The sequence below is a fragment of the Nostoc sphaeroides genome (assembly GCF_003443655.1).
In the GTDB taxonomy this organism is placed as follows: domain Bacteria; phylum Cyanobacteriota; class Cyanobacteriia; order Cyanobacteriales; family Nostocaceae; genus Nostoc; species Nostoc sphaeroides.
In genome coordinates this window covers 4433406-4458641 of the sequence record NZ_CP031941.1, presented here as the reverse complement: position 1 = coordinate 4458641, position 25236 = coordinate 4433406, and the positions used below count along the sequence as shown (strand labels likewise).

23 protein-coding genes and 1 pseudogene are annotated in these 25236 nt (G+C 41.4%); 14 read left to right on the top strand and 10 right to left on the bottom strand.

The features are described 5' to 3' along the window. Nucleotides 1–809: 809 nt before the first annotated feature. A complete protein-coding gene (locus tag D1367_RS19840) occupies nucleotides 810–1091 on the bottom strand; it encodes a hypothetical protein (RefSeq protein ID WP_181984894.1) in 282 nt (93 codons plus the stop codon). 412 nt (nucleotides 1092–1503) lie between these two features. On the opposite strand from D1367_RS19840, the gene psbP reads away from it, so the two are divergent. From psbP to D1367_RS19795, 8 genes are all read left to right on the top strand, one after another. Next, entirely contained in the window at nucleotides 1504–2049 is a 546-nt protein-coding gene (gene psbP, locus D1367_RS19835; RefSeq protein ID WP_118167902.1) for a photosystem II reaction center PsbP, read from the top strand. 152 nt (nucleotides 2050–2201) lie between these two features. Continuing rightward, nucleotides 2202–2795, top strand: a complete 594-nt coding sequence (locus D1367_RS19830; RefSeq protein ID WP_118167901.1) for a Maf family protein — start codon at nucleotides 2202–2204, stop codon at nucleotides 2793–2795. A 1441-nt stretch (nucleotides 2796–4236) separates the two neighbouring features. Beyond that, a complete protein-coding gene (locus tag D1367_RS19820) occupies nucleotides 4237–4434 on the top strand; it encodes a hypothetical protein (RefSeq protein ID WP_118167899.1) in 198 nt (65 codons plus the stop codon). 20 nt (nucleotides 4435–4454) lie between these two features. Next, nucleotides 4455–6239: a PRC-barrel domain-containing protein gene (locus D1367_RS19815; protein ID WP_118167898.1), complete on the top strand. Its 1785-nt coding sequence runs from the start codon at nucleotides 4455–4457 to the stop codon at nucleotides 6237–6239. A 181-nt stretch (nucleotides 6240–6420) separates the two neighbouring features. Continuing rightward, nucleotides 6421–7164: a phycocyanobilin:ferredoxin oxidoreductase gene (locus D1367_RS19810; RefSeq protein WP_118167897.1), complete on the top strand. Its 744-nt coding sequence runs from the start codon at nucleotides 6421–6423 to the stop codon at nucleotides 7162–7164. A gap of 1776 nt (nucleotides 7165–8940) precedes the next feature. Beyond that, the gene (locus tag D1367_RS19805; protein ID WP_118167896.1) at nucleotides 8941–10365 is read left to right on the top strand and encodes an HlyD family efflux transporter periplasmic adaptor subunit; all 1425 of its coding nucleotides are present in this window, start codon (nucleotides 8941–8943) and stop codon (nucleotides 10363–10365) included. A gap of 283 nt (nucleotides 10366–10648) precedes the next feature. Continuing rightward, a complete protein-coding gene (gene devC / locus D1367_RS19800; RefSeq protein WP_118167895.1) occupies nucleotides 10649–11803 on the top strand; it encodes an ABC transporter permease DevC in 1155 nt (384 codons plus the stop codon). A 126-nt stretch (nucleotides 11804–11929) separates the two neighbouring features. Then, complete coding sequence (locus tag D1367_RS19795) at nucleotides 11930–12640, top strand: DevA family ABC transporter ATP-binding protein (protein ID WP_118167894.1); 711 nt, start codon at nucleotides 11930–11932, stop codon at nucleotides 12638–12640. Nucleotides 12641–12822: 182 nt separating this feature from the next. On the opposite strand, the gene D1367_RS19790 is transcribed toward D1367_RS19795, so the two are convergent. Continuing rightward, complete coding sequence (locus D1367_RS19790) at nucleotides 12823–13641, bottom strand: hypothetical protein (protein WP_118171590.1); 819 nt, start codon at nucleotides 13639–13641, stop codon at nucleotides 12823–12825. 104 nt (nucleotides 13642–13745) lie between these two features. Between D1367_RS19790 and D1367_RS19785 the strand changes: the two genes are divergently transcribed. Continuing rightward, the gene (locus tag D1367_RS19785; RefSeq protein WP_118167893.1) at nucleotides 13746–14543 is read left to right on the top strand and encodes an HAD family hydrolase; all 798 of its coding nucleotides are present in this window, start codon (nucleotides 13746–13748) and stop codon (nucleotides 14541–14543) included. Nucleotides 14544–14722: 179 nt separating this feature from the next. On the opposite strand, the gene D1367_RS19780 is transcribed toward D1367_RS19785, so the two are convergent. Both D1367_RS19780 and D1367_RS19775 read right to left on the bottom strand, forming a co-directional pair. Beyond that, nucleotides 14723–15421 carry a hypothetical protein gene (locus D1367_RS19780; RefSeq protein ID WP_228674798.1) on the bottom strand — a complete coding sequence of 233 codons (699 nt, stop codon included), beginning with the start codon at nucleotides 15419–15421 and terminating at the stop codon, nucleotides 14723–14725. A 170-nt stretch (nucleotides 15422–15591) separates the two neighbouring features. Further along, a complete protein-coding gene (locus D1367_RS19775) occupies nucleotides 15592–16020 on the bottom strand; it encodes a YidH family protein (RefSeq protein ID WP_118171589.1) in 429 nt (142 codons plus the stop codon). A 229-nt stretch (nucleotides 16021–16249) separates the two neighbouring features. On the opposite strand from D1367_RS19775, the pseudogene D1367_RS33365 reads away from it, so the two are divergent. Next, a pseudogene (locus D1367_RS33365) lies at nucleotides 16250–16303 on the top strand (hypothetical protein); the annotation flags it as partial. Nucleotides 16304–16339: 36 nt separating this feature from the next. On the opposite strand, the gene D1367_RS19765 reads toward D1367_RS33365, so the two are convergent. Further along, a complete protein-coding gene (locus D1367_RS19765; protein ID WP_118171588.1) occupies nucleotides 16340–17002 on the bottom strand; it encodes a hypothetical protein in 663 nt (220 codons plus the stop codon). Nucleotides 17003–17096: 94 nt separating this feature from the next. Beyond that, entirely contained in the window at nucleotides 17097–17792 is a 696-nt protein-coding gene (locus D1367_RS19760) for a cadmium resistance transporter (RefSeq protein WP_118167892.1), read from the bottom strand. 365 nt (nucleotides 17793–18157) lie between these two features. Here D1367_RS19760 and D1367_RS19755 point away from each other — a divergent pair, with 365 nt between their 5' ends. Continuing rightward, nucleotides 18158–19126 carry a LysR substrate-binding domain-containing protein gene (locus D1367_RS19755; protein ID WP_118167891.1) on the top strand — a complete coding sequence of 323 codons (969 nt, stop codon included), beginning with the start codon at nucleotides 18158–18160 and terminating at the stop codon, nucleotides 19124–19126. 113 nt (nucleotides 19127–19239) lie between these two features. On the opposite strand, the gene D1367_RS19750 is transcribed toward D1367_RS19755, so the two are convergent. After that, a complete protein-coding gene (locus D1367_RS19750) occupies nucleotides 19240–19431 on the bottom strand; it encodes a hypothetical protein (RefSeq protein WP_118167890.1) in 192 nt (63 codons plus the stop codon). Nucleotides 19432–19608: 177 nt separating this feature from the next. On the opposite strand from D1367_RS19750, the gene D1367_RS19745 reads away from it, so the two are divergent. Further along, on the top strand, nucleotides 19609–19974 hold the full coding sequence (locus D1367_RS19745) for a hypothetical protein (protein WP_118167889.1): 366 nt from the start codon (nucleotides 19609–19611) through the stop codon (nucleotides 19972–19974). A 395-nt stretch (nucleotides 19975–20369) separates the two neighbouring features. Continuing rightward, complete coding sequence (locus D1367_RS19740) at nucleotides 20370–20912, top strand: REP-associated tyrosine transposase (RefSeq protein WP_118167888.1); 543 nt, start codon at nucleotides 20370–20372, stop codon at nucleotides 20910–20912. A gap of 491 nt (nucleotides 20913–21403) precedes the next feature. On the opposite strand, the gene D1367_RS19735 is transcribed toward D1367_RS19740, so the two are convergent. The 3 genes from D1367_RS19735 to D1367_RS19725 form a co-directional block, all read right to left on the bottom strand. Further along, nucleotides 21404–21496 (bottom strand): hypothetical protein, encoded by a 93-nt coding sequence (locus tag D1367_RS19735; RefSeq protein ID WP_244945027.1) that lies wholly within the window; start codon nucleotides 21494–21496, stop codon nucleotides 21404–21406. Nucleotides 21497–21729: 233 nt separating this feature from the next. Beyond that, nucleotides 21730–23532, bottom strand: coding sequence for an SUMF1/EgtB/PvdO family nonheme iron enzyme (locus D1367_RS19730; RefSeq protein WP_118167887.1), 1803 nt, complete (start codon nucleotides 23530–23532; stop codon nucleotides 21730–21732). Nucleotide 23533: 1 nt separating this feature from the next. Further along, entirely contained in the window at nucleotides 23534–23926 is a 393-nt protein-coding gene (locus tag D1367_RS19725) for a Pepco domain-containing protein (protein WP_118167886.1), read from the bottom strand. A 333-nt stretch (nucleotides 23927–24259) separates the two neighbouring features. On the opposite strand from D1367_RS19725, the gene D1367_RS19720 reads away from it, so the two are divergent. After that, nucleotides 24260–25144 (top strand): RpnC/YadD family protein, encoded by an 885-nt coding sequence (locus D1367_RS19720; RefSeq protein WP_118167885.1) that lies wholly within the window; start codon nucleotides 24260–24262, stop codon nucleotides 25142–25144. Nucleotides 25145–25236: the final 92 nt, after the last annotated feature.

Sequence of the window (25236 nt, the reverse complement as noted above, 5' to 3'; positions counted from 1 at the left end):
TTAGCCTTTAATTTCTTTAACTTTTCTTTAGTCATCTTTGAGATGACTTTCGCTATTAGCCGTAGGTTTCTAACCTATGGCGGGTGATGGTTCCGGCGCGAGATTGGAGATTATGTATTTGGCAACACTGTGCCAATTTTGGAATTTTGTGCGCTAAGAGCAAAAGCTTTTTCCGGTAAGGTGTAAAAGGGACTGGGGACTGGGGATTAGGCATTGGGGACTGGGTGTAAAACCCTTAAAATTATGGTGGGGGCTTTTACCCACCACCAAATTTTAAAAAACTTTTTCCCTTTCCCCCAGTACCCAGTCCCCAGTATTCCATAGGCGTTCCTCCCCCACCAACTTTTATGTATGCTGGGGGACTTCTCGCCGCGACCAGTTGAATGTTGTTATTACAAACTAAATGTGGAACAACTTAACAAACAAAATGTACCAACTATGTTGATGTTGGGTTGGAGTATTTCTATTCTGATAAGAATGGCAATCATCAAAAAAAAACCTGCGACATCTTCGCTCATCTGAGAAAGATATCAAGCAGGTGGAACTTAATAAGCTGTTCTACATTTAACTTGCATAATTAAAGCGGGCTTTTCGGGCCAGCCCACAAGAGTTTGATTTTATTTAATTATGCAATTTGAATGTTTTTCAGTTTATTTATAATTTGAAAAAGGGATTGATCGGACTAAATAAAGAGCGGGGTATTTATGCCCGCAAACATTTGAGAGTAGCAAAATAAAGAAATGAACATGCAAAGAAACTTGCACGCAACTTATGACTAGCTAAGGATATAGCGAGTTTGAAAACACGCCCTACAAAGCAGGAGGAAGAAATACTGGTACAGATTGAGTAGTTGTGCTGGTTCCAAAGTTAACGTTGAAAGAAGGAAACGATCCGGTAAGGGTGGAAGAACTAGTTGAATTAGCCAGTGTGGCAGAGCCGTTGGGGTTAAAGTTCGCAACGGTAGTTACTCCAGTTGAACTTCCTTGGAACACGGCTGGAGGTGCTGCTTGTCCTCCAACTATGTTTGCTTCTAATGCAGTTTCTAATTCTTCGTAGGTTAAATCTGCGATTATCATTGTGTGAATTCTCATGAATTGTTTGACCTGGACGCTATTACAATATCAGATTTTCAACTAATAGATCAAGCAAATAGATCACAATTGAATTAATCATGGTAATTAAACCTCATGCATCTTGAGAATTGGAGTTTTTCTAGAAAATAAATTCCTCTGAGTAAAGTAAATAAGTGTATCAGGAATGAACCAGGGATGCTCAAAGTAGAATGCGATCGCCCGAGCCAAAATCAGTAAATCCCAAAGTTTTTCTCAAGGGCGATGGCCAGTTCTTTTCTAAGTAGGCGATACATCAGGGAGTATTTGCCGACTTTGGGCATTCATCCCTCCCCATGTAATGCATCATCCGAAGCGTCCCGGTTGGTGGGAGAATAATAACGAGAAATGATACAAGCCTGGTGTTATCTCCAGCCCAAAGGAATCTGTAAAAATGTGGAAACGAATTATATTAATTTTGCTACTGGTGTTGAGCTTTAGCCTGAGTAATTCTGATGTAGCGGCAGCATCTGGACTTAAAAGCTTTGTAGACACTAATGATGGGTATCAGTTTTTATATCCTAACGGCTGGTTGCAAGTTAAAGTTGCCAACGGCCCAGATGTAGTTTTCCACGATTTGATTGAGGTGTCTGAAAATGTTTCGGTTGTGATTAGCCCAGTTCCAGAAGGCAAAACTTTGTCAGAATTGGGAACCCCAACAGAAGTAGGATATAAGTTGGGAAAAGCAGCCCTAGCGCCTCCTGACTCTGGTCGTTCAGCTGAATTAGTCAATGCTGCACAGCGAGAAGTAGACGGTAAAATATACTACCTTTTAGAGTATGAGGTTAAACTTGCCAATCAACAGCAACGACACAACATCGCCAGCGTCGCTGTTAGCCGTGGTAAAGTTTTTACCCTCAACGCCTCAATTCCTGAAAAACGCTGGCCGAAAGTTAAACGAATGATTGATGAGGTTGTAAATTCTTTTACTGTTTATTAATTGGGGAATGGGGAAGAAGCAGGGGAGCAGGGGGCAGGGAGCAAGGGAGAACAGTTTTTCCATCAGCAAAAGCTGCTTCTTGCCCCTCTGCCTCTTTTTAATGCCCACTGCCCCATGCCCTATTCCCAATTAGGAAGTTTGTCAGAAATATCATGAAAATTCCACCTTTTGTACTTGCCTCAGCTTCCCCAGCCCGACGCCGCTTGCTGCAAACTGTTGGTATTGAACCGATAGTTAGACCTAGTGACTTTGATGAGTCGCAAATTGAACTAAGTGAACCAGCAGAATTGGTCAAAACTCTTGCCCAATATAAGGCGCAAACTGTAGCCCCACAGTTTGAATCGGCTTTGATTATGGGTTGTGATTCAGTTTTGTCTATCAATGGTAAAATTCACGGTAAACCAGCAGACACAACTGATGCGATCGCCCGTTGGCAGATAATGCAAGGTAACTTTGGTGACTTGTACACAGGTCACGCCTTAATTGACATATCTCAAAATCGTACTATAGTCAAGTCTCAAGTTACAAGAGTTTACTTTGGCCAAATGAGCGACAAGGCCATTGAAGCTTATGTTGCCACAGGTGAACCCCTTAAGTGCGCTGGAGCCTTTGCAATTGAAGGTTTTGGTAGTTTCTTTGTCGAAAAAATTGAAGGCTGTCACACCAATGTAATTGGACTCAGCTTACCCCTGCTACGGCACATGCTAGAGGAATTGGAATACGATGTAACTGATTTCTGGCAATAGTCGTTTGTCCTTTGTCCAAAGTTAATGACTAATAACTAATAACTAATAACTATAGCGGTTCTCGACAAGCGTGAGGTACAACTTTGACCTCACTTCCATTCCTCTCTCCTTCTAGGCAACGGTGTACGCACAAGTCGGAAAAACTTCATCCACCAAAGATTCGTAGTGCATTACGCTGGCGTGACAAAGCTAAAACGCATTTGTTATTTCGGCGTACTCATTTGTTATTTCGGCGTACCCATTTGTTATTTCGGCGTACTCATTTGTTATTTCGGCGTACTCATTTGTTATTTCGGCGTACTCATTTGTTATTTCGGCGTACCCATTTGTTATTTCGGCGTACCCATTTGTTATTTAGGCGTACCCATTTGTTATTTAGGCGTACTCATTTGTTATTTCGGCGAACCCATTTGTTATTTCGGCGTGTCCATAACGCACCCTACAAAATTACTAGAAGAGTTGAAACCTATACTGGTCACAATACAGTTCAGTTAAGCCCAAAAACCTTGGTAAAGACGCGAAATTTCGCGTCTCTACAGGTCTAAAATTAGTACCAAAAATCCTTAACTGAACCGTATTGATACTGGTCATACTTGTGTGTACACCGTAGCCTTCTAGGGGAGAGGCTTTGAATTTTTCCCCTTCCTCCCCCTTCGGAAAGAGGGGCTACGTCTGTTTGCATAAGCTGTTGTGCCTTTAATTTGCACTAATATTTTTTCAAGATGATTGTGGGGTGAGCATCCTGCCCGCCCTGATAATGCAAGTTGTATACGTAACAGCTTACCTGCACCTCACCGGGTTGAAAATGGCTATAACCTAAGTTTTGTGTGATTTTCTAACCAAAATTAGTCTGACAATCTATAGGAATCATATTTGATTTTTGAAATTATCTATGTAGATGGGGAGTAGGGAATATGGAATCACGCTTTTCGAGTTTAGGGCAAGTTTTTTCAGAAATCAAATCATAGTCCTATACTGTTTCAAATCATTAGGACTTACGCCTCTAGTATGAAATTTAGGGGCAATTCATGAATTGCCCCTACGGCGAATCAAGGGTTTCCCTGCCTTTTTGCGTAAGTCCTAATCATGTTTCAGCGAACGTTTGAACAGCGTATGAGTTCTATAATTTTTGCGAAAAATTTAATTTTTAACGATAGCTTATAAAACATTAATTAAAATTATCTTGGAAGTACTACAATAATATTAAAGCTAAAAATAAAAATATTTATTCCTCAAAATAGATAAAAAAGTTGCATAAAAAATAGCGAACACATCGACTTTGAGAAATATATTTTTTTAATTTATTTCTTTTTGAATAGCCAAGTGAACGATGGGATATGTCGGTAGATAGAGATGTAAGTCTAATTAATATGGAAACAAACTTGTCTGATTTTCACCGCTAGCTTGGCGATAAAAAAACAATAATAAATAAGAGGAAAAAATGCCTAGACTCGTAGGACAACGCTCTAATACTGGAGCAAACATCACCGTTATGATCATCCTTGTCGCCATCTTTGGGGTATTCCTGGAATACTTTGGCGTTATTGACATCGTTCCTGGTTTTGGCAGAGAGGGACGATATTTTCAGCTAAAAATTCAGCCAACCAACGAACAAGTCACTGGACAACCCAATCAATAATAACTGTGAGGAATAGAGAAATGCGTAAAGGTAGTGATGTGATCGATAAAGTAGTTGTCACCTCTGACAAGGGTCAGAAAATTCAGCGAATTCTAGATTTAATTTTTGATCACAAACGCAATCAACTTTTGGGTTTCCTGGTTGAAGAGAAGGGAATGTTTCGGGATGCAAAAGTTATTCCCCTACAAGAGGTACAAGCGATCGGGTCAGATGCGATCATAGTTAAATCAAAAGAATCTATTGTTAAGGCACATCGTGTCCCTGCAATTAAAGAGATTTTGCACCAGAATATCGTACTCAGAGGAACGAGAATTCTGACCACTGAGGGACTTTACCTTGGTGGACTGGTGGATTTGTTCTTCGATGAACATAGTGGACTGGTGGAAGGATACGAAGTTTCTGGCGGTGTATTTGCTGATGCTTACTCCGGGCGATCTTTCGTTCCTGCTCCCGAAGCACTGACAATTGGTGACGATGTTGCCTTTGTGCCTCCAGAAACTGCTCAAATGATGGAAGAACAGGTCGGTGGTATTCGGGGAGCCGTCCAAGCAACTGAAGACAGGTTTCAAGAATCGGCTCAAACGGCTAGCCGCAGGCTACAGTCAGCCAGCCAGAATGCAGGTGAGCAACTACAAAGCTCAGTAGAGAACGTGAACCGCAGGCTACAGTCAGCAAGCCAGAATGCAGGTGAGCAACTGCAAAGCTCAGTAGAGAACGTGAACCGCAGGCTACAGTCAGCAAGCCAGAATGCAGGTGAGCAACTACAAAGCTCAGTAGAGAACGTGAACCGCAGGCTACAGTCAGCAAACCAGAATGCAGGTGAGCAACTACAAGCCGCAACTGATGCTACTAGCAGCAAACTGCAAGACCTCAATCGAAATGCGGCTGCCTCCCTGACAAATAATTTGGTTGACCCTGCCGAGCAAAAAGTATACGTGATTGGCAAACATGTTGAACGAGATGTGCTAACGCCAGACGGTAGTGTACTGCTACTACAAGGGCAAGAAGTCACGCTAGTTGATGCAGAAGCGGCCGCTCGTATGGGTATCCTTGATCAACTCTATCGAGCTACCGGTGGCAGTCTGACTGCAAACATCAGCCGCAATTTGCAAGCAGCAACAGAATCTACTAGCAATCGAATTGGCAGCGCAACGATGAGCAGTGCTGCTAACCTACGTCACTCTGTTAATGGGCTGGCAGCACAGGCGATGCAGCAGGCAAGAGGGCGCAGAATTCTGCAAACGGTGCGTGCTGACGATGGCTTAATTATTGCGGCATCTGGGCAGATTGTAACTGAATCCGTCCTTGCTCGTGCCCAGACTTACGGCAAACAAGCAGAATTACTCAAGGCTGCTGGTCTGGCTCTGGCAACCGCAGTTCGTTCTACCACAAGTGACACATGGTTAGAAACCAAAGTTCAACTGCGCCAGGGGACAAGCGTCGCTCAAGAGAACCTTAACACTTTCTGGCAAGCTTTGAAACAGAAGGCAGAAATGCTACAAAAACGTAGCACACGGGCGATGAGGAAGCAACGAATTGAACTTGCGCTGGGTCGTCCAGTTACCCGCGTCATTCTTGATCCAGAAGACAATGTGATTCTGAATGTCGGTGAATTGATTACGCATTGCGCTGTGCGTCAGGCTGAAGAAGGGGGAGTCCTGAATATCTTACTAAGTTCGGTCTATATTAAAGAGCCAGAAATCTCTGGTCAAGAGCTGCGTGCCGAAGAACATGGAATGGCAGCTTTGCCGCATCACCATAATGGGCGATCGCAACTTGAAGCCAAATCAATCTCAGTAATTTAATACTCGACTTTAATACCTTTTGGTCTTATAACTTTACCTTACTCAGTGTTGAGTGCCGAGTGCTTTTAACTCAGCACTCTTCATGTTGACTGGGTGCAAGTGTTTGCTTATATTGCAGACCATAACAGGTGTGGCACGACAGGTTGTAGACTGGCCAATAGATCGCATTCCCAACTAGAATATGTCATTTACTTCTATACCCTCGCTGCGTGAGCAACAACATCCCCTAATTCGTCAGCTAGCTGATTGTATTGAGGCAGCTTGGCATCAGCACCTGGATTTATCGCCCTACCATTTGCCTGATGAGTTGGGGTATGTCGAAGGTAGACTAGAAGGCGAAAAACTGACGATTGAAAACCGTTGCTATCAAACGCCCCAGTTCCGAAAAATGCACTTGGAACTGGCAAAAATCGGAAATATGCTCGATATTTTGCACTGCGTCATGTTTCCCCGTCCAGAATACAACCTACCGATGTTTGGTTGCGATTTAGTTGGGGGTAGAGGTCAAATTAGTGCAGCGATCGCAGACCTTTCTCCTATCGAATTAGAACGCACCTTACCAGAATCTTATAATTCTGCACTCACACAGCTAACAGTACTTAACTTTTCCCAACCCCGTGAATTACCTGAATGGGGAAATATTTTTTCGGATTTTTGCATCTTTGTCCGCCCCAGTTCTCCAGAAGAAGAAACAATGTTTCTCTCGCGGGTGCGAGACTTTTTAGACATTCATTGTACGCAAGCGATCGCCTCACATCCTGTTTCAGCTGAACAAGTTACACAAAATCTCGCCGGACAACACAACTACTGCACCAAACAGCAGCAAAACGATAAAACCCGTCGCGTACTAGAAAAAGCCTTTGGCCCAGCTTGGGCAGAAAATTACATGACCACAGTTTTATTCGACCTCCCAACATTAAAATAATTCGTAATACTTCGGCTACGCTCAGTACAAGTTCGTAATTCGTAATAACGCTCGTTCCGATGCTCCATAGCGAACGCGAGTGCGTCTCGTAGAGAAGCCTTAGCGACGTAGGAGTGTCTGACTCGCTAACGCTACCGCTAGGCTAACGTCAGGGTTATTTCATTCTCCGACAAGCCCGCCTCAGAATAAATTCTGAGGCTAACAGCATTCATTCGTCTAAAGACGACTAAAAGCTTTTATTAGTCGTCTTTAGACGACTTTTGCTATGAGCCTGGAACTTTAGTTCTGGGCGGTTTATGTCTAGAACGAAATAGCCCTGGCTAACGTAATTAAGTTTTTAGGACTTACGCACTGTACAAATGCATAGTGATGTGCATGAACGATTAATAGGTTGTTTTAGGCTTTTCTTAATTATCGTGTGATGCCTACGGCGGTAAACTACGTAAACAGACCATGCTGTAGGGGCACAGCATTGCTGTGCCCTTACGAAAGATATGGTTTTTAACCTTTATTCATATTTGGTATTTCTTGTCAATGCGTAAGTTCTAGTTTTGTAACAGGGATTTAGACCCCGCTACAAAACTTGTCGCTTGTTAGTTGCTCTTAACTTAAACCCCCAAAATTAGTTAATCATCTCCCCCATTTTCCCGATCTCCCCCATCTGTAGGCTCTGTTACGTTTTCGCGTAATGGATAAATGTAGAATTCATTCAACGAGAGTTTAATGGAGTTCCAAAACAGCAGCAGGGAGAATAGTAGGTCTTTGAAGCGCAATATCACAAAAAAATGGTTTGTTGTCTTGGTAGGTGCAAGCAACTAGAGACAGCTAACTCATTGACCAGAAAGTTAAGGAAACTCTAATGTTAGAAATGCTCAAGTTGACAGATATTTTTTAGTTAATTAATCCTTGATTCACTTAAGGAAGACTAACTTTTGTACCAAGATTGTATCCAGCAAAGGCAACAGTCTATTTTTGACGTTTCTTTTCAATAGTCAATGTAGCAGTACAGTACCGCATCATACCAATTTAGGATTTTGTGTAGAGACAGGATACATCGCCTCTCTACATTTAGATTCATACCAGAGCTATTTCATTCTCATCTAGCCCGCCTTAGAATAAATTCTGAGGCTAATAGCATTCATTCGTCTAAAGACGACTAAGAAAGGCTTTTAGTCCACTTTAGTGGACTTGAGCTAAAAGCCAAAGAACTTTAGTTCTGGGCGGTTTATATTTAGAACGAAATAGCCCTGAGATTCATACTGTTTGTGAATTCTGCTAACTTCCATTGCACTCATGTCTCAATAATACTCAGAGTTATTGAATAGCCAGCTACTATAGCGTTTCTCAGTTTCAATACAGACCTAACCCCCAGCCCCTTCCCTACTAGCGTTGGGGAGAAATATTCAAAGCCTCTCTCCTTTTAGGAGAGAGGAATGGAAGTGAGGTCAAAATGTATTGCATACAAACGAGAAGCACTATAGAAAACACCATTTTATAAGGGACTTCCAAGTAAAAAAATATTCCATTGCTATTGTTCACCGTTGACCGTTGACGGTTCACGAGTTTTCAGTCAACAGTCAACAGTCAACAGTCAACGACTTTAATGTGGAATAATTTATTTTTTGGAGTTCCCTAAAGCCATAGTGTTGAGCGTTTATCACACAATGGATTTTAAACTTTAAACCACTGTTGTTTGTCCTAAGCGGCTGGCTGTTGATTAAAAACCTTTTTATTTTTACTTCCATCAGCACAATTCAGGTAAATGGGCAACATACTATGTCAAGGGTGACTGAAAAGCCAAAGCCAAGTGAGCAGGCATTTAATCAAGAACAACCTAAGATTTGGTGGGGTATCGCTGTAGCTGTGCCAATAGTAATCGCGGCTGGGATACTAGGTACAGCTAAAATCGAGCAGTTAAGAAAACTAACTACATCCGTCCCCATAATGCCATCTACCAATAGCATTAGTGCTGTTGGGCGTTTGGAACCGCGAGGCGAAGTTGTTAAATTGTCTGCCCCATCATCAGGATTAGCACCATCGTCACGAATTCAGCAACTCTTGGTGAGAGAGGGTGAACAGGTAAAGCAAGGCCAAATTGTCGCAATTTTGGATAACCGCGATACTCAAATAGCCGGACTACAAGAGGCAAAAGCGAAAGTGCAAGAAGCCCGTGCGAATTTAGCGCAAATTAGGGCTGGATCTCCAAGAGATATTCAAGCCCAAAGAGCAGTTATTGCTCGCCTACAAGCACAGTTAATTGGCGAAAGGAATGCAGGGCAAGCAACGATCGCCCGGATTGCAGCTCAGTTAAGTGGTGATAAACTTGTCCAACAAGCAACCGTGAATCGCTTAGAAGCTGAACTGAGTGGGCAAAGAGATGCTCTTAGAGCAACGCTTGCACGTATCCGAGCCGAACAGCGCAATGCTCAAGTCGATGCCGGACGCTATGATTTTTTATACAGAGAAGGTGCTATTTCTCAGCAAGAGCGGGACAGAAGACGCTTGAGTGCAGTAACTTCTAATCAACAGGTGGCGGAAAGCCAAGCTACGCTAAAACAAACATTGGCAACTCTACGACAGCAAATTGCCGAAGCCAGAGCTACCCAAATACAAAATTTAGCAACTTTGCAACAGCAGCTAATCGAAGCCAAAGTTAACCGTGATCAAACCGTAGCAACTTTGCAAAGACAAATCGATGAAGAAAAGGCCAAACTGAGCAGAATTTTAGACGTTAGTCCTACCGACGTGCAAGTAGCGCAAGCCCAAGTTAGTAATGCGATCGCAAATATCAGAAAAGCCGAAGCAGAACTAAGGTTAAGCTACGTTCAAGCACCAATCGCTGGAGAGATTTTAAAAGTTTACACCAAATCAGGCGAAGCGATCGGTGCAAATGGCATTGCTGAAATTGGACAAACCAGCCAAATGTTTGTGATTGCAGAAGTCGCCGAAGACAGTATTAGTAAAGTGCGTATTGGTCAAAATGCCACTATCAGCAGCGATAATGGTGCATTTAGCGGCGAATTAAAGGGAACTGTTACTGAAATTGGCAGAAAAATTGGTAAAAAAGATGTGCTGAATACAGATCCAGCAGCAGATGTGGATGCCAGAGTCGTAGAAGTGAAAATTGCTCTATCTCCAGAAGATAGTCAGAAAGTTTCTGGTTTAACTTACGCCAAAGTTGTTGTCGATATTAATAACTAATCAAGTTATATAGCAGTCCTAAATCACTTGTGAAAGTTTTTGTTGATTCTTCTCTCTGTGTTCTCTGCGCCTCTGTGGTTCGATTAAAAAGTAATTTTCAAAACTCACATAGGATTGTTATAGGTGAGCATTCATATCAATTACTGATTTGATATTTTGGATTTACAATGCTCTTAAACGGCTCTTTTGTCAAGTCCAAAGACTTTATAAATTCGGTAAAAAATACCACGAATAGATTCAATGAAAAATCTAAAATTTTTAACTGTGCTTGGATGCATATAAAATGAGTCAAAAAATACCTCTGTCGTGGCTACAACTGACAAGAGAAAAAACTCGCCTAGCTGTGGCTTTAGCAGGAATTTCCTTTGCTGATATTTTAATGTTTATGCAACTCGGTTTTCGAGATGCCTTATATTATAGTAACGTTCGATTTCATAGCAGCTTACAGGGCGATATTGTTTTAATTAACAGTCAATCTAGCGCTGTTCTGGCGATGAGGAGCTTTTCTCAACGGCGATTATATAAAGCTTTAGAGTTACCCGCAGTCCAATCAGTACATCCGATATATTTGGACTTTACAATCTGGAAAAATCCTGTAACAGGCCGTCCTCGTAGTATTCTGATATTTGGCATGAACCCAGAGACTAACATAGTTAACTTACCTGGAGTTCAGGAGAATTTAGATAAACTTAAACTGCCTGATGTAGTTCTATTTGACCGTTCTTCTAGAGTAGAATATGGCCCAATTGCTGCTAATTATGACCAAGGAAAGACTGTAACAGCAGAAGTGCGAAGGCGGCGAATTAAAGTCGAAGGACTATTTACATTAGGTGCATCATTTGGCGCAGATGGTAATTTAATTACCAGTGATATTAACTTTCTGCGGATATTCAGCAATCGTCAAAAAGGATTAATTGATATTGGGCTAATTAGATTAAAGCCGGGAGCTGATGCTAATATTGTTGCCCAAGAATTACGAAAGTATTTACCTAATGAAGTAAATGTTTTAACCAAGCAAGAATTTATTGATTTTGAGCGGAACTATTGGGCAAATAGTACAGCTATTGGGTTTATTTTTACATTAGGGACTGTCATGGGTTTCATTGTGGGGACTGTGATTGTTTATCAAATCCTTTATACAGAAGTTGCAGATCACTTAGCTGAGTACGCTACTCTCAAGGCAATAGGTTATACACAAAACTATTTATTGACAGTAATTCTTCAAGAGGCTTTATTATTAGCAGTTTTAGGTTATTTCCCTGGTATAGTTTTTGCTTTGTTTATGTATAAAAGTGCCAGAGATGCAACACTTTTACCAGTTTTTATGAGTTTTGATCGGGCGGTAATGGTGTTGATTTTGACTATGCTAATGTGCATTATTTCTGGTGCGATCGCAGTCCGAAAATTACGTTCTGCCGACCCAGCAGATATCTTTTAATTAAGTCAACATTAATTAAAAATTCTTGCTGATAACTATAGTTTATAATCAATAATTAAGAAAGCTTGATTTTTGGTAGACACTACAGTTACGTTTCAAAAATATTAACTTGTAACTAATAAAAATATGCTCGAAAAAGAACCTGTAATTGCCATTAAAAATCTTAACCACTACTATGGCAAAGGGTCACTGAGAAAACAGATATTATTTGACATCAACCTAGAAATTTATCCAGGCGAAATTGTAATTATGACCGGGCCATCAGGTTCAGGTAAAACCACATTACTGAGCTTAATTGGTGGTTTGCGGTCTGTACAAGAGGGAAGTTTAAAATTTTTAGGTGAAGAACTCGTTGGCGTCAGTCAAAACAAACTGGTGCAGATGCGACGCAATATTGGTTATATTTTCCAAGCTCACAATTTGCTAGGGTTCTTGACAGCGAAGCAAAATGTGCAAATGGCGGTAGAATTGAATGATAATATTTCTCAAACAGAAGCAGTGGCTAAATCAAAAGCCATGCTGGGGTCTGTTGGTTTAGAAGAACGAGTTGATTACTACCCAGACAATCTTTCTGGTGGACAGAAACAAAGAATTGCGATCGCACGCGCCTTAGTGAATCGTCCCCCACTGGTGCTAGCAGACGAACCAACAGCAGCATTAGACAAACAATCAGGACGCGATGTTGTGGAAATAATGCAGAGTCTGGCCAAAAATCAGGGAACTACTATCTTATTAGTGACACACGACAACCGCATTTTAGACATTGCCGATCGCATCGTAGAAATGGAAGATGGTCTTTTAACGCGTAATTCCCCCAATACAGCTATTCAGTCATGATTCCAAAGTGAGAAATCACAACTGATAATTAAGCTATGACGCAAATAAACATAGCCATTTTACTCATAAGGATCATTCTTTGTCATTGGTCACTTGTATCTACAAAGGACTAATGACTAATGACTAATGACTAATGACCAATGACTAATAACTAATAACTAATGACTAATGACAACCATAATTTATTGTCTAGCCGAGCCTGATTTTTTCATTCCAGGTTGGTTTGGTAAACTTGGGGTATTTGATTGGCGATTAGTACGAAAAGTCACATTCACGCCTTCATTTGATTGCTCCAGAACTAGTAGAGGCGTAGGTTTAGCCTTTTGATCCCACTGCATAGTAGCAATCCGACCTTGAATTGTTGGTTGCCAACTATCTTCGTCTTCCGTAGGGCTTAGGTAAGTTTCTATACAGTCAATAATTTGACTAATAGTTGCAGAAGTCGCTTGCGTCGGTAACTTCATTAACCGGATTTGAATCCGAAATAGTACTCTTTTAGCACAGTTCGGCGGAGTACCAGTTTCATACTCTACATCAAAAATTTCATCTACTTGCCGTGCAGCGCTATTAGCAATTCCGACTGAGCCAAGTTGTGCTTGATTTGGACGCAGGGCTTGAGTAACTTTTTCTTTGATCTGAATCTTGATTTGATTAAGGATTGCAAAATGAAACACTTCCTCTGCCATCCGCATCCGCAGATAATCCAGGTTAAAGTCCCGTGAGTTGACCAAATCGGGATTAGTTTCCATTTTGCGAATTGTTTCCAGCGCCAGCTTAAACTTTTTCTCTAATTCTCGCGCACGGAATTGTTCAAACTTAAGTTTTTTCTCCAGCTTATCCTTCTGGAGCTTACCATATACAATCAAAGCAATCATCGCTAAAGCCAGTCCTCCAGAAGTTGCCAGCAATAATACTGGTATTTGAGGATTACTTGCTGGCACTTCCTGGGATGCTTTTTTAGGCTTTCCTGGGGTTTGGGCAAGAAATATCGAAGTGGGCATGGTTGGAAACTGAAAAACTTGACTCCTGATGTTTAGGATGCCCAAATTTTCCATGCCATCTTGCTGTATGATTAATATTTTTTACAGCCTTTTACAAACCACCTATGTCCAGACATCAGAACATCCCTGCCCTGTCTGAGTTTTCATCTACAAGCTTGAGCAATATTCGTCTGATAGCCACAGATATGGATGGCACCCTGACTAGACGAGGAAAATTTACTTCTGCACTGCTGCAAGCTTTAGAGGATTTAGCAGCAGCTGACATTAAGGTGTTGATTGTCACAGGACGTTCTGCTGGGTGGGTGAGTGGATTGAGTGCGATTATGCCAGTGGCAGGTGCTATGGCAGAAAATGGCGGTTTGTACTTTCCACCTGGAAACCAGAAACCAGTAGTCTTAACACCCATTCCCGATTTAGCTAAACATCGCCAGCACTTGGCTACAACTTTTGAGAATTTACAAATCAAATTTCCTCAAATCCAAGAATCTGCTGATAATCGCTTTCGCATCACCGATTGGACTTTTGATGTAGCTGGTTTGCGTCAAGATGAACTACAAACCCTAGACAATCTCTGTCAACAAATGGGTTGGGGTTTTACTTATAGCAATGTGCAGTGTCACATTAAACCCCAAGGGCAAGATAAAGCTGTGGGATTGTTGCAAGTATTGCGCGAATATTTGCCCCAGTACTCACCACAACAAATTATTACTGTTGGCGATAGCCCCAATGATGAAAGTTTATTTGATCGGCGTTATTTTCCTATTTCTGTAGGCGTGGCAAACGTACTTGAATATGTGAATCAGTTGAAATATCTCCCTGCTTATATTACTAACGCTGCCGAAGGGGAAGGATTTTGTGAGTTATCTAGTTATATTTTGAAAAGCTTGCACATCCCAAGTTAGAGGATGTTTGAAAAGTTTAATTTATTACTAGTTTTGGCGACAGCAAAGCAGTGGTATTGAACAAATAATTATTAATTCATAATTCATAATTCATAAATTTTAAAATGGGTACAGCAGCCCCCAATACGGTTCGGTTAAGCCAAAAGACGCGATAAATCGCCGTCAAGACAAAGGATTAATTATTGTCTTGACGGCGATTTATCGCGTCTTTGTGATTTAGAATTTTCATCAAAAGCTTTTTGTTGGAGAGAAGCTCTAGTTTTGGCGTATCTATCTCGAACCTCGTCTATTTGTTTTCCGTCCCACTTGTCCCCATTGCTAGTTACGGCTATGTCCCTACGCCCAAAATCCACACCAATAACATTGGTTGGTTTAAGTGGCTCAGGAACTTCATCCTTAGTTTGAATATGAATGTAGTAGGAACCATCCCGATGTTTGCACAACTGTGCCGATGTTGGTTTTCTACCTTTGAGTTTACCTTGCTGGTAGTTTCCCACATCCAATTTGATATGCTCCCTGCCTTCAGACAATGTAAGGCTTACAGTCCAATCTTTCTCTCTAAAAGCAAAAATCCTAGCATCGTAATCAGCGCTAGTTGGTTTAAAAATCAAGACTGGCTTATTCTTCTGTTTAGCAGTTTTGCGGTTAGCTCCTACTCTGGCACAAGCCCTGACTGCCAAATTAGCAGACAACCCAAACATCGAGCGCAAGTCTTGATAGACCATATTCTGAATGGTCGTTTTACTTGTTATCTGGGGTTTAACTTGCTGATTAGCATAGTTGCAAGCATCCGCAAACGCTTTCAATGTCGTCTCGATTTGAGCGATTTGTTCAGATGTGGGATTAAGCTTGCAAACCAGTGTCAGTACTTGTTCCATAAGTACGATTATATCACAGGTGACGAATATTTTTTGAAAGGCGAATAAATTCGCCTGCGCCTTACCCCCACGGATAAATCCGGGGGCTTCCACGGCGCGAGGAGCTTGGTGACTACTTCTGGTAAGTGCAATCGGTCGATTGTAATTGGTACACCAGGATTTAGCCTGTGTTACTCTGCAATAACTGGACTTGTTGGATCTAAAGAAGTTGTAAAAACAAAATAGATTACTCCAGCGCCGAGAATCATCACAGCGAGACTGAACAGCAACACCCATCGGTCTGTCGGTTCATAAGTATCTTCTTCGATATCACGACGGACAGCAAAATAGTGTGCCGTTGATAGCCACACCGTAATCAAACCCACCAGCGAGAAGACTAAACCTAACTTCCAGCCGTTGCCAGGACGGGGTATCAAAGGTACTTGGAAAGCACGCAAACGCACGATGACGACACCAAAACCTAAAAGAGCAATCCCTGTCCGCATCCAAGCGAGGTAAGTACGCTCATTTGCCAAGTGATCTCTGACTCTAGACGGATTCAGTCGTCCTGCCTTTTTTTTATCTTTATCTTCTTCTGTAGCTTTCAATTTTAACTGCATCAATAACACCCTTATCCCCAAAGCGGCTCTTATCAAAAAAATACGGAAGTAATAGCAAATCTCTTTCCAGATGATTTGCACCCAGCGCAATAGTTGCGCTAATGAAATATACTTGTTATGATTGTACATTTTTCTCAAAATTTATTTTAATGCAGATATCTAAATAAAACAAGCCTAAGATTGAGGATAGATAAATTAAAAAAACAGCCAATATCAGAGAGGTTTTTCACTAGTGCGTGTCCTGTTTATCCTCTTATTTTGGCTGTTACCCTATTTAAATTGAGAACAATCATTCAAAAATAGATTATGCAGTTCTATCTCAAGACTGATTGGTAGGTGCATTAGTAACTCGTGTATTTATGATAGCCTGCGATATATCTGGGATAAACCAATTAGCCGTTTTGCTGTTAACAACTTTCACAGTCGGAACATTTAAGTCAATCGCACCAGTATCTGGATTCGTCTTAATCACCAACTGAGTTCCATCAAGTATTTTTAGAGCAGCCGGCCCTGTCAATTCTTGACCTTGCCCATTAGGACTAGAAGTGAAATTTGCTACCTTAACATCATTCGCTAGATAGATGCCATCACAATCCCAGTTGTTTTTGGTGGACTGACCATTAGCTAAAAAATACAGATTATTGTCGTATACAGCATCTTCATCTTCTTCATCATTTGGTGTTTTGCCATATACAGCTATGGTATTACCTGTTTGGTTGTCGCATTGACCCCAGTTGATTCCCGTCTCTAAAGCATATTTTTGCAATGTTAATTCTTCGGTTCTCTTTTGAATTTGTTCTGGTGTAAGACCTTCAACTTGAGTTTGAGCATCTTTTGTCTTAGAGAGTTCTTTCAGAGCTTTAGTGACTTCGATATAGTCAGGGTTTTTGCTAAACTTTGGTCGATCAGCAAAAGAAGGTTGAGCAAAGGCGAGATTCACCAAAACCATTAAGACAATTAGCAGAGATTTCCAAATTTTCATGTTTTGACTCCTGTTGATAGGTAAGATATTTTGCAGTTTAGAATTCATTTTAGTGAGAAAATCCATGATGCACCTCTTCTTAGATACTTAGTTTTTATTGTTCTTCACTCGACGGCTGAGTGTTGAAACCTAAAATCAATGAAAATATATAACTAGAAACTACAGATAAAAGAGTCCAAGTAACATTTTCTGTAACAATAAATATACCGAGTCCAATCAATATACAAGGCACAAAAGTATTGCCATTCTCTGTTAAAAAGTTAGCGATCGCAGGCAAATAAGTTAACTTATAAGCGGTATAACACCATACACCCACCATTGTAAAAAATACACTTAGTATCACTAGCAGACTATCTAATTCCGAGTTGGCAAACAGGGGCACGTAGACGCTAATATTATCACTACCATTGGCAAAGGCGATCGCAGCTACATTGCATGTTTGCGGAGAGATAAAACTGGCAATTACAGAAGGACAAGACGCTTCGGTTTCTTCTTCGGCTTCAATGAGTGAATCTTCTTCACGTTTTAGTAAACTACTCACACCAATGATTATTGGCATTAAACCAAGTAGTCTAATCCAGTCTTGCGGTATAATTAGTCCACCGAAGAAGCCGGGAAGGCTAGCAATGATCAATGCAGCAAAACCGAGATACTGACCACCAAGGATGTGACGACTGCGGAACGTTTTATTTATTTGTGAAAAAAGCAACGTCAGAATCACAATATCATCGATGTTGGTCGCAGTGAATGCGGTAATCCCTGTGGTAATTGCAGTTACTAAATCGTTCATTTGTGGAAGTCCTTATTTTCATGCTTGGGCATGGTGCATTGGGCCTTAGGAGTGCTGAGTTAGGAGTTAGGAGCGATGCCCTGAGCAGTTGGACAAGCTCACTGTAACACCTGCCGTTCGCGCAGCGTCTCGTAGAGAAGGGTTAGGAGTTAGTATTATGTTCTCTCCCCATCTCCCGGTTGGTGAGCGAAGTCGAACCACATCTCCCTCTGCTTCCCCTGCTCCCTACTTGGTCGTTTGAGTCCGTGCCGAAGCTTTGATTTATACTTTAGTCAAACTAACCGATAGAATCAAATGCTTTTGTTTGTCAAAATGATAAATGAAAGTGATTAAAAATTTGACACCAAGTTGTAGGGATACCATAAATGGCAGGAATGACGCTTGAGCAGCTAAAAATTTTTCTGGCTGTGGCGCAGCACTTACACTTTACTCGCGCAGCAGAGGAGCTTTATATTACACAACCTGCGGTCAGTGCAGCGATCCACAACTTAGAGCAAGAATACGGTGTGAAACTGTTCCATCGGATTGGCCGCCATATCGAGATTGCTGAGGCTGGTAAATTATTGCAAGTAGAAGCACAGAAAATTCTCGATCAAGTTTCCTTAACTGAAAGGGGATTGCGGGAATTGAACAATCTGCAACGGGGTGAGTTGAAATTAGGGTCAAGTCTGACAATTGGTAACTACTGGCTACCAAGCAAGATTAGTGAGTTTAAAAGTCAGTATCCCGGTATCCAGATTAACTGTAGCCTTGCCAATACAGAAGAGATTTGTATGGGAACGGCGACAGGACAGTTTGATTTGGGTTTGGTGGAAGGAGATGTGAAGCCAGCACTTCAGAGTACTTTAGAGTACGAAATAGTGGGGAGCGATCGCTTACAAATTGTAGTAGGTCGAAAACATCCTTGGTTTGAGTGGGGAGAAATTGACTTAACCCAATTGACTCAAACCCTTTGGGTGATGCGAGAACCAGGTTCTGGAACCCAGCAAAGGTTTGAGGAAGCCCTACAAAATTGGGGAATCAATCTCAGTGAACTGGATGTAATTTTAGTATTCAATAGTGGAGAGATGACAAAAGCCGCGATCGAAGATGGTGTCGGTGCAATTGGAATTTCTGAGCTGATGGTAAAAAAAGAAATCCAGTTGGGAACTCTGCGGGCAATTCGAGTTATTAATAACAGAGAGGGTAATAGTGTGATGCCTAGTTTGGGCTACGCCTACGCAGAAATAGTTCGACCTTTTTTCAAACTCAAGCATCGTCAGCGTTTTCAAACTGCTCTTTCCAAAGTTTTTGAACAAATGTTGATATCATCTATGTTAGATGGCTCACATTAACGCTGAAACTGTTCTAGTTGTTTAATCCTACCTTCCAAAAGCGCGTGCTTAATGAGATTAATCTGTCTTTGTAGAGACGGCGATTTATCGCGTCTCTTGAACGTGTCAGTTTTTTAGACGCGATAAATCTCCGCGACATCAAAACTAGCTTTCGTAACTTCAAAACCAGCTTTTGCGACTTCAAAACCTGCTTTTGTGACTTCAAAACCTGCTTTTGCGACTTCAAAACCAGCTTTTGTGACATCAAAACTAGCTTTTGCGACATCAAAACCTGCATTTGCGACATCAAAACCAGCTTTTCTCAACAAATTTCAGCAAATATACCCGCATCTATCTAGTTGGCTAATGCCATCCAATGCTTTTATAATTCTGTAACTTCACTGTGGCTGGTGCATCTGCTTGTTGCGTATCTTGATGATATATAAATAACTCAGTGTATAAAGTCAGGGTTATTTATAAATAAATCCAAATAGGAAAACTATATGCAACGGAAACGAAACTCCATGTCACTGACTAAAGCTGAACGACGGATTGAAGGAATGCAGACAATTAACCCTCAGTTAGACTTTAGTAATGGGTTTTCAATTGCTACTTACAACACTAAACTAATTGAGTTACGAGAAAAGTTAGCCGCTTATAATCAAGCGCAAATAATAGTAGATAAGACACACAATGCATTAATAGAAGCAGAACGAGAGTTGAATACTTATTCTGAGCAAATGCTATTGAATGTTGCATCTCACTATGGCAAAAATAGTGATGAATATGGGATGGCTGGTGGAACGCGCAGGTCAGACCGCAAGAAACCACGCCCAGTAGTAAACCAAACAGTCCTAAATCAGTCGTGAACAATAAGATCCCCGACTTCTTTGAGAAGTCGGGGATCTGAGTCTCTCGATTTTCACAACTCATTTAGGATTGCTATAGATGGTTTGATATTTTCCCCTTACCTGCTATTCTGATTCCAAGCTATGCGGTTATGAGGTATACAAATCTTGCCAACTGCTGCACCAATTACGATGGAGATGCTGAGTGCGATCGCAGATAGACTAAAGGTATCGTCAAACTCTAAATCATAATCGTAGGTTGGGTTGAGGAACGAAACCCAACATCTACTTTAGTTTATTAGATTGCCCCTCACTCATTTCTTAACTCACATCTCAAAAACAATAAGTTGACGCTATCCTTTATAACCAATACTTTGGAATAAAGCCCGAAATATAACCATCATAAAATTAACTCAATGCAATATCGCCGAGCCACAATCGAAAGTGGCACTTATTTTTTTACACTCGTAACACATAAAAGACAAAGACTATTATGCTTACCTACTAACGTATCTTTATTGAGAAATATATTTCAGCATGTAATGCAACAACACCCATTTATAATTGATGCCTTTGTTTTATTACCGGATCATCTGCACTGTATTTGGAGATTACCACAGGGCGATTGTAATTTTTCTACTCGTTGGCGTTTGATCAAAAGCTATTTTAGTCGCCAGTGCATTACTCTATCACAGGAAAACCTATCTACCTCTAGGCAAAATAAAAAAGAGCGAGGTATTTGGCAGCGTCGTTTTTGGGAACACTTGATTAGAGACGAGGTAGATTTTAAAAATCACCTTGAATATATTCACTACAATCCTGTCAAACATGGTTTAGTGAAAGCTCCACAAGATTGGGAATATTCCAGTTTTCATCGTTCTGTTCGTCAGGGTATGTATGATATTACGTGGGGTGCTGGGCAAGAAATTGTATTTGACTCTGATATTGGTAAAGAGTAGATATCGCCTAAATTGTAGCTGAAATTGTAGGTTGGGTTAAACGAAGTGAAACCCAACATCAGCGTTGCGAAGATGGATAATGTTGGGTTTCGTTCCTCAACCCAACCTACGAATTACTACTAAATTGTAGGTTGGGTTAAAGGTCGTGAAACCCAACATCAGCGTTGGGTATTGTGATGGGTAATGTTGGGTTTCGTTCCTCAACCCAACCTACGAATTACTACTGAAATTGTAGGTTGGGTTAAAGGTCGTGAAACCCAACATCAGCATTGGGTATTGTAATGGGTAATGTTGGGTTTCGTTCCTCAACCCAACCTACTAATTACTCGCAAAATTAATTGAGTCGAACAACTGTTCGGTTTTGCAACCTACCAAGCTATCCGACTCGGTTTTATATTCGGAGGTTGTCGCCTTCCTCGCTGGTTCAGGTCTGGACTCCCTGGTGTACGCTCGATAAATTCCCACTTACCGACTCTGACTTTGGGGAGTACTCACGCCACAGCCACCGCCACCACGCGAAAACCAACATTGTTGTTACGATTCGCGCGCGCGTTCCTATTGCGATTGGCAGAACGGCAAAACAGGGCATTGTTGATCCAACTACCGCCACGCAGCAGCTAAAATCGACCTGCCCCATCCTCAAACTCTCAAACTAAGTGAGAAATTTGATAAAATGTAGTGTATAATAGTTTTGATATCAATACACCGCTTTTAGAAAAAAAACTTTTTATCCGCTTGTGGCGGAGAGGGAATAAGAAGGGAAAAGAAAAAGAAGTGTAGAGGGCAAAATGGGAAGAGGGTAAAGAGCAAGGAATCCTCACGCCACAGCCACCGCCACCACGCGAAAACCAACAAAGTTGTCACGATGCGCGCGCGCGTACCTACCGCGATTGGCAGAACGGCAATTCCAGGCAACGTTGTCCCAAGAACCGCCACGCCGCAGCTTTATGTCATTATCTTTACCAATAAGCCACGCACTACCATCTTTTGGCGCATCTTCTATGTAATTATCATTATACACATCTTCACACCATTCCCATACATTACCATGCATATCGTATAAACCGAAAGAGTTAGGCGGAAATTTTCCTACATCTGTTGTTTGTTTACGATATTCGCCCTTTGGTGCAGAGCCGTAAGGATAGTCACCGTTGTAGTTAACTAAATCTGTGGTAATTGTTTCGCCAAAATAAAACGGTGTCTTGGTTCCAGCACAACAAGCATATTCCCATTCGGCTTCACTGGATAGCCTGTAGGTTTTTCCTGTCTTCTGACTCAACTTTTTACAAAACTCTACCGCCTCATCCCAAATAACTTGTTCTACAGGTCGTTTTTCACCTTTGAAATGAGAAGAATTTATCCCCATAACGGCTTGATACTGTGCCTGGGTAACTGCATATTTCCCCATGAAGAACCCAGGCACTTTTACCTGATGCTGTGGATTTTCTCTTTTAAGTCTCTCTGCTTCCCCTTCTGGCGAACCCATCATAAAGGTTCCCCCTGGTATCTGCACCATTTCCAAGGTGACACCATTCCCTAAATCTTCTGCAAAATATTTCGCTTCCTCATTACGGCGATTGGTGATATCTCCTTTTGCATTTACCGTAACCACTTCAAATTGAAAAGTTTTTAAGGGATTTTTTTCAACTATAGAGATTCCCTTAATGGAATTTTCAATAATAGGACGAGGTGGTGAAGATGGTTGTTGAGATTCCCACCGCAACCTTTCAATTCTTTGAATTGCTTTGATCGCAACCGTATCTTGCCCTGAAGCCGCAGCTAATACCCGAATCCATAATTGCTCTGCTAAATCTAAATTCCTGTCAGCTTCCGCTTGGTAAGCATCATTTTTCAGCGTGGCGATATCTGTTTGAGTTGCATATCGTGGCACAAGTATTAAGTGGGATTTATCCACAGGTTCAGCAATAACATAAGGCGTTTGGTTTGTATTCTTATGCTGGCGAACCAGTTCAGGCACACGAAACTTGAGATACTCAGCCAATCGTTCAACAGTAGCGCATTTACCTTGAATTCCTAACCCTTCTAGTAGTGCAGTAGTAAAAGCACCTTGTTGTAAAGCCTCAATTTCATAAGAATACTCCTGTGGACTACAGGAAAATATGCTGATAACTCCTTGTTGACGTGCTTGTTCTGCGGTTTGTCGCCCAATGCCTTCGCCAGCACGAGTACCTAGACTACGACAAGCATCGAGAATGAGGACAACATTATCAGCACCGCAACGACGTAGACGTTCAGTCACAACGTTAATCGCAATTGCCGTACTTTCAACATCCTCTGGATCGCCATCACAGGGCATGAGATAATCACGGCCAGCGTGTCTCATCCCATGACCACTGAAGAAAAACCAGAAATTATCCCCTGCTCCCATAAAGGGATTGTCAAATAACTGTCGCAAGACTCGCAGCAAGTTAGTGCGAGTTGGGCGAGTAGATTTTCCGTCAACAGGAGGAGAGTCATCAGAGAAGAAAAATATCCGCTCAAATCCGGCTTCATTGCTCAAAAACTCTTGCATTAACAGTGCATCCCGCTTGGCATAGTTTAGCGGTTGCAGATAATCATACTGGTTAATTCCGATCGCGATCGCCCAATTTTTTGCCATCTCACTGTAATTCTTGGCGCTTAAACTTCAGCTTAATAGCTCCTTTACTCCCAGCTTTGACACCACTGCCAATTAATTTAACTTCCCCATCTGCACTAATTTCTACCGACAGTTCAATTTCATCTAGCTGCATCTTGGAGTTGACTTTTGCTTGCTGTTCAGCCTGACTAAACAAACTTCCCACGAGTTTGAGAAAGTGAGTCATATTTTGCTCTAATGTTTGAGCGCTAACCTTAACGGCATCTCCTACCCCTTTGCTACCAGTGGTATCCCTAGTTTCGTCTCGCCAACTGCCTGTATTAATACTCCCGCCTCTAGCACCATCAGGAATCGATATTTGAGGGGTATCATCCGTCACAATCCAAATGCGATCGTCTGGAGGTGTTTGTAACATATTATTTTAAATATTTACATTAAATTTTCCCACATTATGAATACAAAAGTAGAGATAGCGATTCCGATTACTAGGAAATTTTACTGAACATCTCTATTGCACCTCTATCTCTTCCTCCTCTGCGAACCTTTGCGCTTCCCTCAGCGCCCCTCTGCGTTAAAAAGTTTTCACTACCCAGGAATTGCGTAGGCAAAGCCCGTCATAGACATCGCACTCAAATTATCTCAGATTAGGTGCGATCGCTTTCTCTAAGTAGTCCAATTAAAAATCTGAATATCTGTAATCCAGTCTTAAGTACAATTATTTGATAACTTTGAGTGCGTTTACAACCCCATGATCAAACCCGCCGATGTCAGCACCAAACGCTTAATCAGCCTTGCACCTGATAACTGGGTAAAATGGGTAACACAAATTCCTGATATTGTTGCAGGCGAAATTCTCAACTCAGAATTTCAGTGGATAAGTCGAGAAAGTGATGTTTTAATCCGTGTCGAAAGTCCCCAGCATGGAAAATTTCTCGTTCTTAACGAATTACAACTGCGCTATAAACCAGAAATGCCGCGCAGGATGCGTGCTTATGCAGCACTTGCAGAAGAAAAATATAATTTGCCAACGTATCCAGTACTAATTAATATCCTCAAGGCAAGTGATGCTGAAATACCGACAAGTTATGAATTAAATATTGCTGGTTTACGTGCTATTCAAGATTACCGTGTCATTAACCTGTGGGAAGTTGATGTAAACATTGCCTTTGCACAACCATTACCATCACTACTTCCATTTGTACCCATCCTCAAAGGTGGTGATAACGAGTCTACGATTCGGGATGCATTGCGAATATTACGTGCAGATGAACAATTGAATCAACTAGAAACAGTATTAGGATTTTTTGCTACCTTTGTATTAGATAGTGCAATAGTTCAACAAATTCTGAGGTGGGATATGGCACTTTTAGAACAGTCGCCTTGGTATCAAGAAATTTTTAGCAAAGGGGAAGAACGCGGAGAAGCACGCGGAGAACTGCGAGGAAGAAAAGAAGAGTTATATTCAGGAATTGAATTAGCATTAGAAATTAAGTTTGGCAATCAAGGTTTAGAATTGATGCCAATAATCTCTCAAATTACAGATTTGCAGAAATTAAAAACAATTCAACAGGCAATTAAAACTGTAAATACAGTCAATGAATTACAGGAAATTTTGTCAACCAACTTGACATGAAACGCCAAAAACATAACCCCTCTCCGCCACCGGAAAGGGGTTAATCACTGCCGAAACTCAGCACTATCTTGTACAGACGCGATTCATCGCGT

Coding starts and splice junctions, on each gene's coding strand:
- devC (WP_118167895.1), top strand. CDS start 10,649: ATGAGTCAAAAAATACCTCTGTCGTGGCTACAACTGACAAGAGAAAAA.
- psbP (WP_118167902.1), top strand. CDS start 1,504: ATGTGGAAACGAATTATATTAATTTTGCTACTGGTGTTGAGCTTTAGC.
- D1367_RS19765 (WP_118171588.1), bottom strand. CDS start 17,002: ATGAAAATTTGGAAATCTCTGCTAATTGTCTTAATGGTTTTGGTGAAT.
- D1367_RS19840 (WP_181984894.1), bottom strand. CDS start 1,091: ATGAGAATTCACACAATGATAATCGCAGATTTAACCTACGAAGAATTA.
- D1367_RS19730 (WP_118167887.1), bottom strand. CDS start 23,532: ATGGCAAAAAATTGGGCGATCGCGATCGGAATTAACCAGTATGATTAT.
- D1367_RS19725 (WP_118167886.1), bottom strand. CDS start 23,926: ATGTTACAAACACCTCCAGACGATCGCATTTGGATTGTGACGGATGAT.
- D1367_RS19810 (WP_118167897.1), top strand. CDS start 6,421: ATGTCATTTACTTCTATACCCTCGCTGCGTGAGCAACAACATCCCCTA.
- D1367_RS19815 (WP_118167898.1), top strand. CDS start 4,455: ATGCGTAAAGGTAGTGATGTGATCGATAAAGTAGTTGTCACCTCTGAC.
- D1367_RS19805 (WP_118167896.1), top strand. CDS start 8,941: ATGTCAAGGGTGACTGAAAAGCCAAAGCCAAGTGAGCAGGCATTTAAT.
- D1367_RS19720 (WP_118167885.1), top strand. CDS start 24,260: ATGATCAAACCCGCCGATGTCAGCACCAAACGCTTAATCAGCCTTGCA.
- D1367_RS19790 (WP_118171590.1), bottom strand. CDS start 13,641: ATGCCCACTTCGATATTTCTTGCCCAAACCCCAGGAAAGCCTAAAAAA.
- D1367_RS19760 (WP_118167892.1), bottom strand. CDS start 17,792: ATGAACGATTTAGTAACTGCAATTACCACAGGGATTACCGCATTCACT.
- D1367_RS19775 (WP_118171589.1), bottom strand. CDS start 16,020: ATGCAGTTAAAATTGAAAGCTACAGAAGAAGATAAAGATAAAAAAAAG.
- D1367_RS19780 (WP_228674798.1), bottom strand. CDS start 15,421: ATGGAACAAGTACTGACACTGGTTTGCAAGCTTAATCCCACATCTGAA.
- D1367_RS19795 (WP_118167894.1), top strand. CDS start 11,930: ATGCTCGAAAAAGAACCTGTAATTGCCATTAAAAATCTTAACCACTAC.
- D1367_RS19830 (WP_118167901.1), top strand. CDS start 2,202: ATGAAAATTCCACCTTTTGTACTTGCCTCAGCTTCCCCAGCCCGACGC.
- D1367_RS19745 (WP_118167889.1), top strand. CDS start 19,609: ATGCAACGGAAACGAAACTCCATGTCACTGACTAAAGCTGAACGACGG.
- D1367_RS19820 (WP_118167899.1), top strand. CDS start 4,237: ATGCCTAGACTCGTAGGACAACGCTCTAATACTGGAGCAAACATCACC.
- D1367_RS19755 (WP_118167891.1), top strand. CDS start 18,158: ATGGCAGGAATGACGCTTGAGCAGCTAAAAATTTTTCTGGCTGTGGCG.
- D1367_RS19740 (WP_118167888.1), top strand. CDS start 20,370: ATGCAATATCGCCGAGCCACAATCGAAAGTGGCACTTATTTTTTTACA.
- D1367_RS19785 (WP_118167893.1), top strand. CDS start 13,746: ATGTCCAGACATCAGAACATCCCTGCCCTGTCTGAGTTTTCATCTACA.